This window comes from Mammaliicoccus sp. A-M4 (assembly GCF_022386955.1).
GTDB lineage: Bacteria > Bacillota > Bacilli > Staphylococcales > Staphylococcaceae > Mammaliicoccus > Mammaliicoccus lentus.
In genome coordinates, this window is sequence record NZ_JAJNHH010000001.1 from 18,890 (window position 1) to 38,957 (window position 20,068).

At 30.9% G+C, this 20,068-nt stretch carries 15 protein-coding genes; 3 read left to right on the forward strand and 12 right to left on the reverse strand.

The window, feature by feature from the left end:
• Nucleotides 1-73 precede the first annotated feature (73 nt).
• The 12 genes from codY to ylqF all read right to left on the reverse strand — a co-directional run bounded on the left by codY (nucleotide 74) and on the right by ylqF (nucleotide 13,558).
• Nucleotides 74-847 (reverse strand): GTP-sensing pleiotropic transcriptional regulator CodY, encoded by a 774-nt coding sequence (gene codY / locus LQ682_RS00080; RefSeq protein WP_016998608.1) that lies wholly within the window; start codon nucleotides 845-847, stop codon nucleotides 74-76.
• Nucleotides 848-866: 19 nt separating this feature from the next.
• Nucleotides 867-2,249, reverse strand: coding sequence for an ATP-dependent protease ATPase subunit HslU (gene hslU, locus LQ682_RS00085; RefSeq protein ID WP_369964561.1), 1,383 nt, complete (start codon nucleotides 2,247-2,249; stop codon nucleotides 867-869).
• A 36-nt stretch (nucleotides 2,250-2,285) separates the two neighbouring features.
• Nucleotides 2,286-2,828, reverse strand: a complete 543-nt coding sequence (hslV, locus tag LQ682_RS00090) for an ATP-dependent protease subunit HslV (protein ID WP_016998606.1) — start codon at nucleotides 2,826-2,828, stop codon at nucleotides 2,286-2,288.
• Between the two features lie 12 nt (nucleotides 2,829-2,840).
• The gene (gene xerC / locus LQ682_RS00095; RefSeq protein WP_239723638.1) at nucleotides 2,841-3,719 is read right to left on the reverse strand and encodes a tyrosine recombinase XerC; all 879 of its coding nucleotides are present in this window, start codon (nucleotides 3,717-3,719) and stop codon (nucleotides 2,841-2,843) included.
• Nucleotides 3,720-3,782: 63 nt separating this feature from the next.
• Entirely contained in the window at nucleotides 3,783-5,087 is a 1,305-nt protein-coding gene (gene trmFO / locus LQ682_RS00100; RefSeq protein ID WP_064211586.1) for an FADH(2)-oxidizing methylenetetrahydrofolate--tRNA-(uracil(54)-C(5))-methyltransferase TrmFO, read from the reverse strand.
• 184 nt (nucleotides 5,088-5,271) lie between these two features.
• On the reverse strand, nucleotides 5,272-7,344 hold the full coding sequence (gene topA / locus LQ682_RS00105; RefSeq protein WP_016998603.1) for a type I DNA topoisomerase: 2,073 nt from the start codon (nucleotides 7,342-7,344) through the stop codon (nucleotides 5,272-5,274).
• A gap of 106 nt (nucleotides 7,345-7,450) precedes the next feature.
• Entirely contained in the window at nucleotides 7,451-8,323 is an 873-nt protein-coding gene (gene dprA, locus LQ682_RS00110) for a DNA-processing protein DprA (protein WP_064211588.1), read from the reverse strand.
• A gap of 256 nt (nucleotides 8,324-8,579) precedes the next feature.
• The gene (locus LQ682_RS00115) at nucleotides 8,580-9,485 is read right to left on the reverse strand and encodes a nuclease-related domain-containing protein (protein WP_239723639.1); all 906 of its coding nucleotides are present in this window, start codon (nucleotides 9,483-9,485) and stop codon (nucleotides 8,580-8,582) included.
• 232 nt (nucleotides 9,486-9,717) lie between these two features.
• Complete coding sequence (sucD, locus tag LQ682_RS00120) at nucleotides 9,718-10,626, reverse strand: succinate--CoA ligase subunit alpha (protein ID WP_017000096.1); 909 nt, start codon at nucleotides 10,624-10,626, stop codon at nucleotides 9,718-9,720.
• A 19-nt stretch (nucleotides 10,627-10,645) separates the two neighbouring features.
• Nucleotides 10,646-11,812, reverse strand: a complete 1,167-nt coding sequence (gene sucC, locus LQ682_RS00125; protein WP_017000097.1) for an ADP-forming succinate--CoA ligase subunit beta — start codon at nucleotides 11,810-11,812, stop codon at nucleotides 10,646-10,648.
• A gap of 89 nt (nucleotides 11,813-11,901) precedes the next feature.
• Nucleotides 11,902-12,693, reverse strand: a complete 792-nt coding sequence (locus tag LQ682_RS00130) for a ribonuclease HII (RefSeq protein ID WP_017000098.1) — start codon at nucleotides 12,691-12,693, stop codon at nucleotides 11,902-11,904.
• Nucleotides 12,674-13,558, reverse strand: a complete 885-nt coding sequence (gene ylqF / locus LQ682_RS00135) for a ribosome biogenesis GTPase YlqF (protein ID WP_017000099.1) — start codon at nucleotides 13,556-13,558, stop codon at nucleotides 12,674-12,676. The genes LQ682_RS00130 and ylqF overlap by 20 nt, the downstream gene beginning before the upstream one ends.
• Before the next feature lie 71 nt (nucleotides 13,559-13,629).
• Between ylqF and LQ682_RS00140 the strand changes: the two genes are divergently transcribed.
• The 3 genes from LQ682_RS00140 to LQ682_RS00150 all read left to right on the forward strand — a co-directional run bounded on the left by LQ682_RS00140 (nucleotide 13,630) and on the right by LQ682_RS00150 (nucleotide 19,878).
• Nucleotides 13,630-14,568 carry a glycosyltransferase family 2 protein gene (locus LQ682_RS00140; protein WP_239723640.1) on the forward strand — a complete coding sequence of 313 codons (939 nt, stop codon included), beginning with the start codon at nucleotides 13,630-13,632 and terminating at the stop codon, nucleotides 14,566-14,568.
• Nucleotides 14,569-14,584: 16 nt separating this feature from the next.
• On the forward strand, nucleotides 14,585-17,179 hold the full coding sequence (locus LQ682_RS00145) for a YfhO family protein (protein ID WP_239723641.1): 2,595 nt from the start codon (nucleotides 14,585-14,587) through the stop codon (nucleotides 17,177-17,179).
• A 128-nt stretch (nucleotides 17,180-17,307) separates the two neighbouring features.
• Complete coding sequence (locus LQ682_RS00150; RefSeq protein WP_239723642.1) at nucleotides 17,308-19,878, forward strand: YfhO family protein; 2,571 nt, start codon at nucleotides 17,308-17,310, stop codon at nucleotides 19,876-19,878.
• The last annotated feature ends 190 nt before the right edge of the window (nucleotides 19,879-20,068 follow it).

Genomic DNA, 20,068 nt, shown 5'->3' on the forward strand with positions numbered 1-20,068 from the left:
GTGAATATGTGTGAATTTGGCTTTTTCAGCCGTTGTTAAATATATCATATTTAGCTTGACTCATCAAGTATTTTTATTTAGTTATTCCTAACTCATCTAAGAAACGTTCTTTTTTAATTCTTATGAACGTACCCTTCATACCTAACGAGCGTGATTCAATAACGCCAGCACTTTCAAGTTTTCTTAAAGCATTTACAATAACTGATCTAGTTATACCAACACGGTCAGCTACTTTAGATGCAACTAGTAATCCTTCTGGAGCACCTAATTCTTCAAAGATATGTTCAATTGCTTCTCTTTCAGAATAAGATAAAGAGTTGATTGCCATATTAATAGCAGCTTTATCTCGAGCTTCTTGTTCAATTTCGTTATGCTTTTCTCTTAATATTTCCATACCGATAACAGTCGCTGCATATTCACCTAAAACTAAATCGTTATCGTTAAAGTCTTGAGTAACACGTCCAACAACCAATGTACCTAAGCGTTCACCGCCACCTAAAATTGGGAAAATAGTTGTTTGGCTATCTTCAAATAATTCTTTGTTTTCTGGTGGGAAAACAGTTAACACATCATCAATTCCAATGTTTTCTTTAGTTTGGCTTACGTGCATTAATTGGTCAGTGTATTCTTTTGGTATATGTCTATCTTCTAACATTTGTATAATTCTATCATTGCTTAATAATTCATTTAAACTTGAACCTAAAATTTTACCTCTTCTTGAAACGATAAAAACATTTGTTACTGTTACATCACTTATTGTTTTAGCCATGTCTTTAAAATCTACAGCTATCCCTTTATGTTTTTGTAGTAATGTATTTAATTCTCTTGTCTTTGATAATAAACTCATTTAATTTTTGCTCCTTTTTTTATAATATAAATGCACTTAAATCTTTATTCGTTGCGATTGATTCTAATTTTTGATTTACATATTCAGGTGTAATATCTACTACTGCATTTGGCATATTAGAAGCTTCAAAAGATAAGTCTTCTAACATTTTTTCTAATATCGTGTGTAATCTTCGAGCACCAATATTATCTGTTTCTTGATTAACTTGGAATGCAATCTCAGCTAATCTGTTAATTGCATCATCTGTAAAGTTTATAGTAACCATTTCAGTTTCAAGTAATGCTTTATATTGTTCAAGAAGAGATTGTTTTGGTTCTTTTAATATTTTCACAAAATCTTCTGTAGTTAAACTTTCTAACTCAACACGAATTGGGAATCTCCCTTGTAATTCTGGGATTAAATCGCTCGGTTTCGACATGTGGAAGGCACCTGCGCCAATAAACAAAATATGTTCAGTATTCACAGAACCATATTTAGTTTGGATTACACTACCTTCAACAATTGGTAAAATATCTCTTTGTACACCTTGTCGTGAAACATCTTGTCCACCACTGTTATTACTTACAGCAATTTTATCAATTTCATCTATAAAGACCATGCCCATTTGTTCAGTAAGTTGAATTGCTTCTTCGTTCACTGATTCTTGATCGATTAATTCATTCGCAATTTCGTCGATTAAGATTTTTCTAGCAGATTTAACAGGCAAGTTTCTTTCTATTTTTTTCTTCGGCATCATTTGAGAAAGCATGTCTTGCATTTGCGGATTATTTTCCATACCCATCATGCCTAATGATTGTTGTTCTTGTTCTACTTTAATTTTTACTATTTCCTCTTCTAATTCTCCATTAAGAAGTTGTTTCTTTATATCTTCACGTTTTGTTTTGATTTCTTCTGTTGGTGCTTCTTCCTCTTCTTGTTGTTGATTAAAGTTTGGAAATTGACCGCCGAATAAAGATTCTAATGGATTACCTGTATTAGTTTGCGCTTTTTTCTTCATGCTCGGAACGAGTAGTTTCACTAAACGTTCATTCGCTTTTTTCTTTGCATCCTCTAATACGCCTTTTTTCTTTTCTTCTTTAACGATACGTCGACCAACTTCAACTAAATCACGTATCATACTTTCCACATCACGTCCGACATATCCGACTTCTGTGAATTTTGTTGCTTCAACTTTTACAAATGGTGCACCTACAAGTCTAGCCATTCTTCTAGCAATTTCTGTTTTACCAACACCTGTTGGTCCAATCATCAATATATTTTTAGGGATGATTTCATTTCTTAACTGTTCTTCTAATAAACTTCTTCTATATCTGTTTCTTAATGCAATTGCAACTTTTCGTTTTGCATCTTGTTGACCAATGATGTGATCATTTAAACGATCAACAATATCATGTGGTGTCATTTTTAATTGATTTTGTGACAACCTGGAACCCTCCATTTAAATTTCTTCTACTCTGATTTCATGGTTAGTAAATACACAAATATCTGCTGCAGTATTCAATGAAGCTTCAGCAATTTCTCTAGCTGATAAATTAGGGGCATATGATTTCAATGCCCGACCAGCGCTTAGCGCATAGTTCCCACCAGATCCGATGGCGATTATGCCATCATCAGGTTCTATCACTTCGCCAGTACCACTTACTACAAGTAGATCCGTTTCATTCATAACGATTAACATTGCCTCTAACTGACGCAACATTTTGTCGCCTCTCCACTCTTGGGCAAGCTCTACAGCAGCTCTCGTTAAATTACCACTATATTCTTGTAACTTAACTTCAAATTTTTCAAATAATGTAAACGCATCGGCAACACTACCAGCAAAACCAGCAACAACTTTATCATGATAAAGTCTACGCACTTTTCTAGCAGTTTGTTTCATGATAACTTGTTCGCCTAATGTCACTTGTCCATCTCCTGCCATTGCAGAATGTCCATTGTGTCTAATTGCAAATATTGTTGTAGCATGTAATGTTGAACTCATTTTAATTCTCCTTTATGCACGGGGATGTGCAGATAAATATACTTTTCTTAATTGATCTTTTGTAACATGTGTATATTGACTCGTTGTAGACAAACTTTCATGACCTAATAAACTTTGAACTGTTCTCATATCTGCACCTTGATTTAATAAATGTGTCGCGAATGTATGGCGCAATTTATGGGGGTGGATATGATAAACGCCTTGAGTACGTTTAACAATTTCATTCAAAGCATATCTTATGCCACGCTCAGTAATAGCTTGTCCACGCATATTAACAATTAAATAATCATGGTCTATTTTTAACTGACTTCTAAAATTATCAATATAATCTATTATTGCACTTTGACAATATTCACCAAAAGGAACAACTCTTTCTTTATTACCTTTTCCTAATACTTTCACAAAAGAATAATCCAAATCTATATCATCTAATTGAATATGAACTAATTCTGAAACACGAATTCCTGTTGCATATAATAATTCCAATATGACTTTGTCTCTAATATTTGTTCTTTTTCCATCATTTAATGTTTCAAATAGTTTTTCCAATTCTTCTTCATAGAAGAAACTTGGTAAATGATGTTCTTTTTTAGGATGAACAAGTTGAATAAACGGGTTTTGTATATCACTGTCTACACTCATCCAATATTGGTATAAAGATCTCAGTGTTGAGATTTTACGTGATACACTTGTACGTTTATGCTCTTTATCATACAAAAATGCAAGGTATCTCCTTGCATCCTTATATTCAAATTCTTTTAATGACAAATGTTCCGTCTTCAAGAAATTGTTAAATTCAATTAAATCAAGTTCATAAGCATTCAATGTATGCGTAGAAAAGTGTTTTTCATACATTAACATATTTAAGAATTGTTGTTCTATAGCATGCATTTATACTCACTCCTCAATTTATCTGAATTGTATCACAATTATTATAAATCTTAAAATAATTTACTATAACATTACTTTAAATGAATCTAAGTGTTTCAATGCACGATTTGCTAGCTTTTCATAACGTTCTTTTTTATCTTTTATACGTTTTTCTAATGTAGGTAAGAGACCAAAGTTAGCATTCATCGGTTGGAAGTTTTTATTATTATTTGCATGTGTAATATAGTAAGCCATACTACCAATAATTGTTTCTCTTGGGAATACTATTGGTTCCAAATTCGATACTAATTTACTCGCATTAATACCTGCAATTAAACCACTCGCTGCACTTTCTACGTATCCTTCAACTCCAGTCATTTGACCAGCGAAGAATAAGTCATTACGTGATTTCAATTGGTAAGTTTCTTTTAACGCGTTCGGCGAATTAATGAAAGTATTTCTATGCATAACGCCATAACGTACAATATCAACATTTTCTAATCCAGGAATCAATGAAATCACTTCTTTTTGAGCGCCCCATTTTAAATGTGTTTGAAAACCTACAATATTATATAGCGTGCCTGCTGCATCATCTTGTCGTAATTGAACCACTGCATATGGACGTTTCCCCGTCTTAGGATCTTCTAAACCTACTGGCTTCATTGGCCCAAATAAAAGAGTTTTCTTACCTCTTTCAGCCATGACTTCAAAAGGCATACACCCTTCAAAATAAATTTCTTTCTCAAATTCCTTTAAAGGTACTACTTCTGCTTGAATAAGCGCTTCATAAAATCTATCAAATTCTTCTTCTGTCATTGGACAATTTAAATATGCCGCGTCACCTTTATCATAGCGCGATTTCAAATAAACTTTATCCATATCAATTGAATCTTTCTCAATGATTGGTGCAGCTGCATCGTAGAAATATAATTGTTCTTCCCCAGTAATATTGATAATTTCTTGTGTCAAACTTTGTGTTGTAAGAGGTCCAGTTGCTATAATTGTTGGCCCATCAGGTATTTTTGTAATCTCTTCATTCATTACAGTTATGTTAGGATGATTTCTTAAAGTATCAGTAATATACCCCGCAAAATCATGTCTATCTACAGCCAATGCTCCTCCCGCAGGAACACGTGCATTATCAGCAGCTCTTATAATAAGTGAATCAAGTTGTCTCATTTCTTCCTTTAGAACACCAACAGCATTTGTAAGTTGATTACCTCTCAAAGAATTAGAACAAACTAATTCAGCAAATTTATCAGTATGATGAGCTGGCGTATTTTTGACTGGCCTCATTTCATATAAGTTAACATTTATCCCTTTTTTGGCGATTTGATAAGCCGCTTCCGACCCAGCTAGACCAGCGCCAATAACATTTATTGAAGTCATATTAAATGCCTCCTATTTCCACATTTTTATATTCCATATTGAATTGTATAACAAATCTGAATTTAATCAAATAATAAACTAAAGCAAATTTTTAAAAATTAGTGACAATTTACTGTTTTTACCAATAAACAAAAAAACAAGTGCAAAAAATTATCTATACCGATAACTTTTTGCACTTCACACATTATTTCTGTTCTTGTTCTTTATAATCACAATTTGGACAAATAACTTGTGCAGATTTTCCTTTTTTACGTTCAACTAAAACTGTATCACATTTTGGACATGAACGATCTAATGGTCTATCCCATGATGTATAATCACATTCAGGATATCTTGAGCAACCGAAGAAAATACGATTTTTCTTAGATTTACGCTCTACCACTTCGCCTTCTTTACACTTCGGACATTTAACACCAATCGTTTTAATAATTGCTTTTGTATTTCTACACTCAGGGAAATTAGAACAAGCCATAAACTTCCCGTATCTTCCCATTTTATAAACCATAGGTGAACCGCATAATTCACAATCTTCTCCTGCAGGCTCATCTTTAATTTCTATTTTTTCCATTTCTTCTTCTGCTCTAGCAACATCAATTTTGAAGTTCTCATAGAACATGTCGATAACTTTCTTCCATTCTATTTCGCCTTCAGCGACTTTATCTAATAGTGTTTCCATATTAACTGTAAAGTCTACATCGATAATTTCAGGGAAGTATTCTTTCACTGATTCATGAACAATTTCACCAAGTTCAGTTGGTATAAAACGTTTTTGATCAAGTTTGACGTAATTTCGTTTTTGTATTGTGTCAATCGTTGGAGCATAAGTAGATGGTCTACCAATTTTTAATTCTTCCATTGTTTTTACTAAACGCGCTTCCGTATATCTTGGTGGTGGTTGCGTAAAGTGTTGTTTAGGATCAATTTTCTCAGCAGTAACGATATCTCCTTTTTCTAATGGAGGCAATTTACCATCTTTCTCTTCATCTTGATCATCTTTAGCTTCAACATATACTTTCATGAAACCTTTAAATTTAATCGTTTGACCATTTGCTCTGAATTTTAAATCGCCTTGCGTTATATCTGCAGCTACTGTATCTGCTATTGCAGGAGCCATTTGACTCGCCATAAATCTTTCCCATATCAGCTTGTACAATCTATGTTGATCTCTAGATAAAAATGCCTTCATTTGTTCTGGCGTTCTAGCAACACTTGTAGGTCTTACTGCTTCGTGGGCATCTTGTGCACCTTGTTTACCTTTAGTAGCTTTTGCTTTTGATAAATATTCTTTACCATATTCATTTTCAATAAATGTTGCTGCTTCAGCTTGTGCTGTTTCTGATATACGTGTGGAGTCAGTTCTCATATATGTGATTAACCCGACAGTACCTTGCTTTTTAAGATCTATACCTTCATATAATTGTTGAGCAAGCATCATTGTTTTTCTAGCTTTGAAATTCAATTTACGCGAAGCTTCTTGTTGTAATGAAGAAGTTGTAAATGATTTAGCGGGGTGTCTTAATTTTTCTTTTTTCGTTACTTGTGTAACTTCAAATTTGTCCCCATCTAATTGTGTTGTGATTTTTTTAACATCACCTTCATTTTTCAACTTAACTGGTTTGCTTTTCTCATGTAAGAATTTAGCAGAAAACGTTTTTGTTTTATGTTTGAATAAACCTTCTATTGTCCAATACTCTTCAGGTTTAAAATTATTAATTTCATTTTCACGATCAATCACAAGTCGTAATGCTACTGATTGAACACGTCCTGCAGATAAACCTTTTTTCACTTTCTTCCATAAAACTGGTGATATATTATAACCTACTAGTCTATCTAATATTCTACGTGCTTGTTGAGCATCAACTAACTCATGTTCGATTTCTCTTGGATGCTTAAAACTTTCTTTTACAGCATCTTTCGTAATTTCATTAAATACTACTCGTGATTTTTTATTTTCATCTATATCTAATATATGTGCTAAATGCCAAGCAATCGCTTCACCTTCTCGGTCAGGGTCACTCGCAAGATAAACGTTTTTAGCTTTTTTTGCATGACGTTTTAAATCTTTAACGACTGGTCCTTTACCTCGAATAGTTATATATCTAGGTTCATAATAATTATCTACATCTACACCCATTTGACTACGAGGCAAATCTCTAACATGCCCCATAGAAGCGATGACTTTATATTTTTTTCCTAAATATTTTTCAATGGTTTTAGCTTTTGCAGGCGATTCGACAATGACAAGATTTTCTGCCAAAGTAACTCCCCCTTGCTATTCTATTGATTACAAATGTAAATGATAAACTGATAAATTCAGCTTTGTCAATTAAAATATTTTTTCAAACCTTTCAATTTGTTCCATTTTACCTAAAATCTTCAAGTATATCTTCAGGCGTTTGTATAAGTTTAGCACCTTCTTGAATTCGTTTATTTACGCCTTTACTCAAGCTCTGGAATATAGTACCAGGACAACAATAAACATTACGATTTTGATCTAACGCTTGATCAATTGTAATAAGTGATCCACTTCGTTCATTTGCTTCAGTAACTAAAACGCCCTGAGACAAACCGCTTATAATTCTGTTTCTCTCAGGAAAACGCCATTTCTGTAACTTAACATTAGGATAATATTCACTTATTACTAAATGATGCTTTCTCATAAACAAATTTATATAATCTGTAGATTTTGGATAATGGTAATTCAGTCCAAAAGCCGCAACACCAATCGTGTGACCACCTTGATCTATCGTTTTTAGATGAGCGAAATAATCCGCGCCCATTGCTAAACCAGATACAATCGTGATATTAGCTTTAACTAAACTTGGTATTAATGTATCACAAATCTGTTCAGTATAGGTAGTTGCTTTACGAGAACCAACAATTGCGAGCATTTTTGAATGATTTAATAAATTCATATCACCTTGCCCAAATAACATTAATGGATAATCGTAAATCTGCTTCAGTAAATTAGGATAACCCGACTGGTTAGAAAAGACAAATTTAATATTCTGAGCTTCGATGTTTTTTACTAGCTCCTCTATATCACTATCTCGATACCTATTATACATTGCAAACATTTTATTATAATTAAAATTCGATTTGGAAATGAAATTTAAGAACTCATCATGATCATCAATAAAATTTAAACTTGTATCATAACTTAACATTTTATGTAAATGCCTAGTCGTAAAACCAGCGTAAGTTAATTTTAAAACTATTTCTTGATTAAAATTCATAATTATTGCTCCTTCTATAGTGTAGAATATGTGAGGTTGGAATAGTGGATTGTGTAGTTGATATTGATTTGAATTTGAGGTTTATTATTGTTTTGATGTGTTTTGCGTGCGTTAACAGGCTTGTTTTTTCACTCTTGCACGTTATATTTTCTACCGAGCTTGTTCTATCCGTCTTGCACGTTATGCGTTAACGGGCTTGTTTTTTCGCTCGTGCACGTTACGTTTTCTAACGAGCTTGTTCTATCCATCTTGCACGTTAGAGCACTTCTTTCTCTATCTCATTCTCTTTTAATGTATATTTCTTGTATCGTTGCCCTTTAGATTCAAAGTATTTATTACAAACTCTGCGAATTGTATATATATTTTCTGCATCACACCATTCCATTGCTTCGGCTAAAGTAAATCCTTCTTCACCTTTAATAACTGCTAGTTCTCTAATATTAAAATAGTATAATTCATTTCTTTTAAAATCTTTTTCACAACAAATACAAGTAGTCGTTTTCTTTCGCTTTTCGACAACCATTGTATTTAGGTTTTTACAGTTAGGGCACTTAATCCCTTTCATAATTAGGCTGAATTCAGTTTTTTTAATACTTTTAAATTGTTGAGAAAACCTTTTTTGTTTTTGAAGTATTTGATTTAATATCGCTTTATCTTTCGCTACTTGAAATGATTGAAAAAGTTTAGAGAATTTATAGAATTCTGATCTTAATAAGACTTGAGATTTATTTGGAATAGTAGATTGAGCCGTAAATGTGGGATTCGAAAAGATTAAATATTCTTGAATTGGGAGATTAATATTTATTTCATCGCATAATTTTTGGAGGTTGTTTTTCGCTATATTAAGCTGCTTAAACGGAAGTGGATAAGTGTTATTTGATGAACTTTGCATGTAAGAGTTGAAAAAATGGAAGTCTCCATAATAATGTTTAACTTCTAATATATTTATCTGGTTATTATGGACAATTAAAAAATCGACCTGAAATTTCTTATCGACTGTAAATTCTAGATTATGAGCATAAACAACATAATTAATATTTTCCAATGTTTTATTTACAATTAATTCGCCTTCTAATCCCATTAATTTATTTCGTGTCTCATAATCATTATCATACCTAGATTCTAAAGATTTTAAATATAGTGCTTCTGTATTATTATTCATCGCTCACTCCTTATGTCATTTTTTTACATTTATTATAATATCTCTTTTTATCGTTGTCTATCTTATCTTTTCACATAAAAAAAGCCCTTAAAAATAGATAATTACTAATTTTTAAGGGCATAGATTAAGATTATGAAATAATATTTAACTTTTTTCTTTAAAAAGAAAACACTAAATAAGCACAGCGAATATTGATTGTTATTCACTGTACTTATTCTATATTATTTTTAAATTATTTGATTGTTAAGCATTTGTCATATAGACCGTCTTCTTTTTTGATACGGTTTATTAATGTTTCTGCAATAACTGATGGTGTATCTGCTGTATCAACACCACATTCATTAAGTGTTTTGATTTTTTCTGATGCAGTACCTTTACCACCTGAAATGATTGCACCAGCGTGTCCCATACGTTTACCTGGAGGGGCTGTTTGTCCTCCGATAAAGCCAACTACTGGTTTGTTCATATTAGCTTTAATCCATTCAGCTGCTTCTTCTTCCGCTGTTCCACCAATTTCACCAATCATTACAACAGCATATGTTTCATCGTCTTCATTGAAAGCTTTTAGCACATCAATGAAGTCTGTTCCGTTTACTGGGTCTCCGCCAATACCAACTGCTGTTGTTTGACCGATACCAGCTTGTGTTAATTGATGTACTGCTTCGTAAGTTAATGTACCAGAACGTGATACAACACCTACATGGCCTTTTTTATGGATGTAACCCGGCATAATACCAATTTTACATTCGTCAGCAGTGATAACGCCAGGACAGTTTGGTCCTACTAATCGTGTCTTCTTACCTTCTAAGTAACGTTTAACTTTGATCATATCTATAACTGGAATATGTTCAGTAATACAAATAGCTAAATCTAATTCTGCATCTGCACTTTCAATGATTGCATCTGCAGCAAATGGTGCTGGTACATAAATAACTGAAACTGTAGCACCTGTTTCTTCTACCGCTTCTTCTATAGTATTAAATACAGGTACACCTTCAACTACTTGGCCGCCTTTACCAGGTGTAACACCTGCAACGATTTGTGTACCGTAGTCTAACATTTGTTTTGTATGGAAAAGTGCTGTTGCACCAGTAATACCTTGTACTAACACTTTCGTATCTTTATCGATAAATACACTCACGTAACTCTCCGCCTTTCTCTTATCGTTCTTGAACTAATTTAACAATTTTTTGAGCACCGTCAGCCATGATAGATGCAGGTTCGATTGCTAAACCAGATTCTTTTAAGATTTTTTTACCTTGTTCTACATTAGTACCTTCAAGTCTAACTACTAAAGGCATATCTAATGAAACTTCTTTAACAGCAGCTACGATACCTTCCGCAATAACATCACATTTCATAATTCCACCGAAGATATTTACGAAAATACCTTGTACTTTAGAATCTCCTAATATAATTTTAAATGCTTCAGTAACTTTTTCTTTCGTAGCGCCGCCCCCCACGTCAAGGAAGTTAGCCGGATTGCCGCCGAAGTGATTAATTGTATCCATCGTAGCCATAGCTAAACCAGCTCCGTTTACCATACAACCAATATTTCCATCTAATGCAATATATGATAAATCATATTTAGATGCTTCGATTTCTTTTTCGTCTTCTTCTTCTAAGTCACGCATTTCAACGATATCTTTATGTCTGAATAAAGCGTTATCGTCAAAGTTCACTTTTGCATCAAGTGCTAAAACTTCACCGTCACCTGTTGTTACAAGTGGATTGATTTCAACAATTGAACAATCTTTTTCTACAAACACATTATATAAAGACATCATTAATTTTACAGCTTTATTAACTGATTCTTTTGGAATGTTAATATTGAAAGCTATTCTTCTTGCTTGATAAGGCATTAAACCAGTTACTGGATCAATTACTTCTTTGAAGATTTTTTCAGGAGTTGCAGCTGCAACTTCTTCAATTTCAGTTCCGCCTTCTTCAGATGCCATTAATGTAATACGATCAGTTGCTCTGTCGATTACAAAACCGATGTAGTATTCTTTTTGAATATCGCAACCTTCTTCAATTAAAAGTCGTTTTACTTCTTTACCTTCTGGGCCAGTTTGATGTGTTACAAGTACTTTGCCTAATAATTCTTTCGCATACTCGCGAACTTCATCAATAGACTTAGCAATTTTAACCCCACCAGCTTTACCACGCCCACCGGCATGGATTTGCGCTTTCACTACATATACATTTGAATCTAATTCTTTTGCTTTTTCTACTGCTTCAGTAGGTGAAAAAGCCACTGAACCATTAGGTACAGCTACGCCCATAGAGCGAAAAATCTCTTTACCTTGATACTCATGGATATTCATTCTCCATCCTCCTAATACATACATTAATGTTTGCTTACTATTCAATTATAGAAAATGTAAGCGTTATTGTAAACAAGGATGGTCTAATTTCAGGAATTGTTAGAATAATATTTCACTTTTGTCTTAATTGGTTCGAAAGATAACCGATGAATTGGTGTTATTCCATAGTTCTCTACACCTTCTAAATGAGCTTTTGTACCGTAACCTTTATTTTTATCAAATTCATATCCAGGATATTGGCTATTATAATCATTCATTAAACGATCACGATATTCCTTTGCAATTACACTTGCTGCAGCAATAGATACACTATTGGCATCCCCTTTTACTATAGAAGTTTGAGGTATATCAATATCTAATTGCATAGCATCAATTAGTAAATGATCTGGTTTCACATTTAATTGTTCAATAGCTCTTAACATCGCAACTTTTGTTGCTTGATAAATATTTAGTTCGTCTATTTCTTCTACAGTTGCTATTCCTATGCCGACTGATAAAGCTTGTGCATGAATTTGTTGTTCGAATAATTCACGTTTCATTTGAGATAAAGCTTTAGAATCTGTTATACCGATATAATTGTGCCCTGGTTCCAATATCACCGCACTGGCAACAACTGGCCCAGCTAGTGGACCTCTTCCTACTTCATCAATACCACATATTAAAGCATCGCTACTATTCTCTAACAATTTGTTTTCATATTCGCTCATTCTTAAATATTGTGTTTCTAATTTTTGTAGCTGTTCTATCTGTTTTTGCTTTTTATTTAAAGCTGCTTGAACACCTTTTCTTAAATCGTCTTTATAAATTGAAGTTTCTACATCTTCAAAGCTTTTATATTCATTGATTTCAATAGATATTTCTTTAATTGTCTTTTGTTTCATAGAGACTATCCTTCATTTCTTCATATATATCAAAGCAATAATTACCGATTTTAGCATTTCTTAAATCTCTAATTAAAAGTTCTGTAACTGCTTCATAGTCTATTTCATTTCCTCTTTTCAGCATGCCTCTTCTTTTACCAATTTGGTCAAATAATTCTACAACATCATTTTCTTCTGTTAATTCTATTTGATAAAATTTTTGTAATTTTTCAGGGTCGTTTTCAATCAAGAAATTTAATCCATAAATTGCTACTTCATCTAAGTGCACTATGCTATCTTTAATTGCGCCAGTAAGACTCAATTTTTTACCAATTGCTTGATCTTCAAATCTTGGCCATAATATACCTGGTGTATCTAGCAATTCTAATTCTTTACCGACTTTTATCCATTGTTGCTTTTTTGTAACTCCTGGTGTGTTTCCTGTTTTAGCCATCGTTTTTTTGGCTAATTTATTAATGAGCGTTGATTTTCCTACGTTCGGAATACCAACAATCATCGCTCTGATTGCTCTAGGACGCAACCCTTTCCTACGTTCTCTATCGAATTTATCTTTAGTTGCAGCTTTTGCAGCTTTCATTAATTCATTTAAATGTTTACCGTGTTTTGAATCAATTTGAACAGGAAAGAACCCTTCATTTTTAAAGTATTGTGTCCATTTATCTGTTTCACTTTGTTTAGACATATCTTTTTTATTGAGTATTACAACTCTAGGTTTTTGGTTTATGATTTCATCAATCATTGGATTTCTTGACGAAAGTGGTATTCTAGCATCAACGAGTTCGAATACAACATCTACCATTTTTAATTGTTCAGTTACTTCTCTTCTAGCTTTGGCCATATGACCTGGAAACCATTGTATTGTCATTTATATTATCCTTTCTTATTCTAAACTATAGAAATGTGATATATTTACCATATCTATATAGGAGGTTTGTTATGTTAATTTCAATTGTAGTACCCGTTTTCAATGAGGATACTAATATCTCTATTTTACATGAAAAAGTTGCGAACGTCTTTGTTAATTTACCATATGACTTTGAACTTATTTTTATAAATGATGGTTCTACAGACAATTCATTAAATATGATGAAAACTTTAGCGAATTCTGATTCTAATGTTAAATACATTTCTTTCTCCAAGAACTTCGGTAAAGAGTCAGCAATGTTTTGCGGATTAGAACACGCAAATGGTGATGCAACAATTATTATGGATTCAGATATGCAACATCCTCCTGAATTGATACCTGAATTCATTAAATTATATGAAGAAGGCTATCATCAAGTTGTAGCTTCGAGAAATAGAGAAAATGAATCATTTTTAAAACGTATTCCAGCCAATGCTTTTTATAAACTTTCTAAGTATATTGTTGATGTTAAGTTTAAAAGTGGCGAAGGTGACTTTCGTTTAATTTCTAAAAATGTTTTACAATCTATTTTAAATTTAACTGAATATAATAGATTTTCAAAAGGGATATTTGAATGGGTAGGCTTTTCTAAAACAACTATTACATTTAATCATAAAGATAGAAATCAAGGGAAATCTAAATTCTCTTTCTTTAAATTATTAGATTATGCAATGGATGGCGTAATTAGTTTTAATAATAAACCTTTAAGGATTTGTTTTTATTTTAGTGGAGTTACAATGGTGGTATGTTTATTGTACATTTTAATCACATTTATAAATATCGTGCTACACGGAATCGAAGAACCTGGTTACTTTACGATTATTTCCGCCATTTTATTCTTAGGTAGTTTACAATTATTCAGCCTTGGTGTTATAGGAGAATATATTGGTAGAATATATTATGAAACTAAAAATCGTCCAAAGTATATAATAGATCAAACGAATATGAAAAATAACAATATAGATGAATGAGTAACAGGTGACCTATATGATAAAACGATTTAAAAAATTCTTACATACTAAAAAATCTACAATTAAATTTATTCTTTTGCTTGGGCTATTAGCTATTTTAGGACATGGTTATGTCATATATAGATATTTTAAAGATGGCGTGATTTTCACTGGACCAAATGATGGTATTGAACAAATGTTACCTATACAAATGTTTTTATATGAACATTGGACAAAAGGCTCATTCTTCTACACAACAGATTTAGGTTTAGGTGGAGATATGTTAACTGATTTTGCTTACTATTTCTCTACTAATATCTTATTTATTATAAATGTCATTGTTATCTGGATTAGCTCATTCATATTTAATTTTGATACAGAGCGCATGCTTTTTTGGGCACAAAACGCTATTGTATTATCTATTATAAAATCTTTTTTAATTATGATATCAGTCTACTTTTACACTAAAAAAATTGGTTTAAATCGTTTAAGCTCTGTAGTATCAGCCTTTCTATTTGCTGTGTCACCTATATACTTTAGATTTACAGTATACTGGCCGTTTTTTAGTGATGTTTTTATTTTATTACCCTTACTTTTATTAAGTATAGAACGATTTTTAAAAAATAAAAAAATTGGAATGTTTATCTTAATTGTTGCTCTTACTTTTATTAATAATTTCTATTTTGCTTATTATCAAGTTTTAATAGGAATTTTATATTTTATTTATCGATTTACTTTTAAACATAAAGACGATGTAGTACTTAAATGGCAACAGTTCAAAGTATTTTTCATCGCAAGTATACTAGGTTTTGGCTGTAGTATTATGATATTTTTCCATTCAGCAAGAGGCTTTATAGGCAATAATAGAGCGACTTATCAAGGTGAAATACCTTTATTATCTGATTTCACAAAACACGACAATATTTTTTACGATAACTATTTAATTGTCGTATTATTTTTAACTATTCAAGCTTTGTTAACTTTTAAACTTTATAAAAATTATTTCTACCGGATGTTTAGCATATTTACAATTCTATTCATTATTGCTAGCTTTATACCTTTTATAGATAGTGTATTTAACGGATTCTCAGCCCCTCAGAAAAGATGGCATTATTTACTTACTTTCTTCTCTAGTGGGCTTATAGCACAATATATATATTATTTTAAATCCTTATCCTTAAAAACATATATATTCACCTGTATTCCGAGCTTCATTGTTATATTATCTAGCTATTTGATCACTAAAGATTATGTTATTTGGATTTGGATGTTACCAGTATTATTTATTATTGGATTATTTGTGTTAATCATGAAATCGTACAAAACTTTAATAATGATTATTTATGTTTTTGGCGTCCTGTTACTATCATTTTTAGTATCCAAAGAACATAGTAAAAACCAAATCTATCATGAAGACCATGAAAGAAGAGCAAATACATTCTTTATTCAAGCGAGTACTTTTGATAGTGGATTACAACGTGCTCATATAGATGACATCAAGCAAAATACACAAAGTGATGAAAGAATTGCTTGGCGCGTTTTAGAACAAGACAATACACCTATGTACCAACAATTTAAAGGTATGAGTTTATATTCAAGTATTTTTGATGGTCAATTATATGATTATTTATTTTCCAAGGCTAAAATTAATTTAAAAAATGAATCTTTAAGCCGTTATAGTAATATGCAAAATAGATCTAATTTATATAGTTTATGGTCAACTAAATACCTTATGAAGAAAAGTTATGAAAAAGAATCACCTGCTAACTTTAAAGTTGTAAGTGATGACGGTAAATATCAAATATTAAAAAACAAAGAAATGTTACCTGCTGTTAAAGTTACTAATAAGTATTATAATCAAAAACAACTTAAAACACCTTTAGATGAAGAACATGCGATGATAAATGGCGTTATTACTGATAGTCATAGTAGTGATTATTCACAAATTAAAAATGCACCTAATTTATTAAATCAAACGAATATTACAGAGCGAAATTCAAAATATAAAAACAATATTTTAACTGTTCCTAAAAATGGTGATGGTTTAACAATTACACTTCCTAAAGAGATTGCTAAAAAATATAAAGATATGTATTTAATGCTACATCTTGAGAGAAAACCACCACAATCTAACTTCTCTATTCAAATCAATGATTATTCTAATAATCGCTTGTTTGAGGATTCAAAGTATAGAATGTTACAAGATGATTTATTATATAGGGTACCTGTTACTAGTGATGGTAAAATATTTATTGCTTTAACGAACGGAACATATAATCTAAAATTACAAGGATTGTATGGAGAAGATTACAAAACTTTAAAATCCGCAAACAAAAAGAAAAATTATTCTTATAAAGAAGAAAATGGCGCTATTGATATTGATTTAAATAATCACAGTGGTGGCATGGCAGTCATTAATATCCCTTATAGAAATGGTATGACTGCTACTGTAGATAATAAAGAAGTTCAAGTCGAAAAAGTGAATCATATTATGACTGGTATAAACGTGTCTAAAAATAGTAAACATATTAAAATACAATATAAACCACCTTTCTTTAAAACTATGATTTTCGTATCCATTATTTCGATAATATTATCATGTTTATATACAAGAAAAGTGAATAAAAGTTAGTATCAAAAGCATACATATACAATTTAAAACTTGTTCATATGTATGCTTTTTCAAACTATAAAAGATTGATGATACCATTATATGGGAATAATAAACTAATTATATATCACATAACAAAGAGGGACAAAATGAAAAAAATCATCTATTTAATATTCATTACATTATTTTGCGCGATAATTTTTTATATACCAACTATCTATAAATATATGAATTATGATTATTTATATACAAGTATTGGTGATGGATTAAAACAAATGATACCTTTTCAAATATATCTCATACAACATGCTAAACTATTTACAATGTTTTATGATATTGATTTTGGATTAGGAGGAGACTACTTCTCTGATCTAAGTTATTATTACGCTACCTCACCATTTGCTTGGATAGGAATTGTATTCGTTCTAGCTTATCAATTTTTTTCACAATCACAGGACCTGCTAAATACTGTATTAACCAACCAAATTGTGATTGCTATCTTTAAATGTGCATGTATTATTTTTATTACATACTTATTATTATTAAAATATCATTTAAATAGAGTATTAGCCTTTGCAGGAAGTATTTTATACGCTTGGTCAACTGTGTATTATTACTTTACTTTTACATGGTCGTTTTTCAGTGATGTTATGTTTTATCTTCCTTTAGCATTATTAGGAATTGAGCGATTATTTACCCAAAAAAAACCTACAGTACTCATTATAGCTATTGCAATCACAATAACATCTAATTTTTATTTTACTTATTATCAATTTATCATTTTAGTATTCTATGTGTTATATAGAATTATATTTAAATATGAAAAAGACATCGTAAATATAAAGCAAAAATTCATCTATACAATCGTTTCAGTATTTATTGCCTTTTTAATTGGTAATTTTGGATTCGTTCAAGGTGTTTTATCTTACTTAGAAAATGACCGAAGTATCATGAATAATAATGTTGATTTAATAATCCCATTTATAAAACAATATAATGTATTATATGGTGGATTTTATATTACTATTTCTTTCTTATCTGTTACTGCTTTATTTTTACGCCCTTTATATAAAAAGTATTATTTTAAGCTTTTTGCTATAGCTACAATCATATGTCTTATTGGCTCACTATCACCATATTTCGATTCATTTTTTAACGGGTTCTCAATGCCTCAAAGAAGATGGGTTTACGCTCTAGCGTTATCTACTGCTATTTTAACCGCTATGGTAGTACAACACATTAAATTAATAACGATTAAACAGTTTTTATTAGCGTCAATATTACCTATTACCTCTATTTTAGTAACAGCTATTTGGCAACAAACATTTTATTATTGGTTAATTTTTGTACCTATTTTATGCATTTTACTATTGTTTAAAATAACTTATAAACACCAATATATTAATATTCTTATTTGTATCGTTTTAATGGCGAGTCAATTTGCTTTAATTTATGACTATCAAAATAAAATACTTTCAAAATATACACCTAAGAAGGATTCTATTAAAGATTCTCATATATATACAGAGAAAACAGCTTCTAAAATTAATCATTTAAAAGAAAATAAAATAGATGATTTAAGAAGAATCGATATGTTACGCCCAATCACAGTCAATTCACCTATGTACTATAACTTTAATAGCACAAAACTGTATAGCAGTATATACAATGCAGATATATTAAAGTTTTATGAAAAAGATTTATTTGTGAGTATGCCTAAAAATAGCAATAGTTATTATGCTGGTTTTTCAGAAAGAAGTAACTTAAACAGCTTGTTTAACGTCGATTACGTAATCAAGGATAAGAACGACTTACATTACCCTACTAACACTGAGAGAATTGATTCGTATAAGGATCAAGATAGAACTAATCGCATATATGAAAATACAAAAAAACTACCTAGTGCTCGAGTTGTTAATAAAGTATTTAATGATAAAAATTTAAATACACCACTAGTTAAAGAACATGCTATGTTAAATGGAATGATTGATAATCATAAAGACTCAATAGAGCAAATTAAACAGCCAAAAGATTTACTTGATTCGTCTAAAATTTCGTATAACAATGCAAAACTAGACAATAAAGAATTAACTGTTACAAAAGATGGCGGTGGTTTAACAATTAATCTACCTAAAGACACTTCAGAAAAATATAAAGATTTATATTTTATGATAGATGCTGAGATCAAGAAACCAAAAGACAAAAATTATTACATTAAAGTGAATGAACATAAAATTTTCAGGCATAAATTATCATATACTTATGTAAGACCGAGCCATACAACTACAGCAAATATAAGGGCTCAAAATACTGTGCATATCAAACTTAAAAAAGGCACTTATCATTTCGATTTAAAATCAATTCAAGGAGAAGATTATTCAACTTTAAAAAATGCTGTGAAGCAAAGTAAAAATCAAGATATTAAGTTTCACAATAAAAATAATCACTACCAAATTGATATAAAACGACACCCTTCTGGTCATCTCGTCATGCCACTTGTCTATAGAGAAGGATTGAAAGCTACCGTTGATGGGAAACCTGTAGATATAAAGAAAGTAAATTATATTATGTCTAGTATTCCTGTTGAAAAAGGTCAAAAGAAAGTTATCATTACTTATCAACCGCCATTATTTAAAACGAGTATGGTCGCAATGTTTATAGGTATCATATTATTAATTGTATTTCGTAAAACTATACGTAAAAAAGATTCTAAAATATAAATTTCTTTCTCAAAATAAAACCTCCACAATGTTTGTTAAATCAAATAGTGTGGAGGTTTTCTATTTTTTTAAATTTTGAATTTTAATATACATACTTAAATTACTTAATGCTTTAATAGTTTCAATAATATGATGATGCAGTGTACCTTTTGTTGGATTAACTATGACAATAATCCAAGTAGAGCACCTT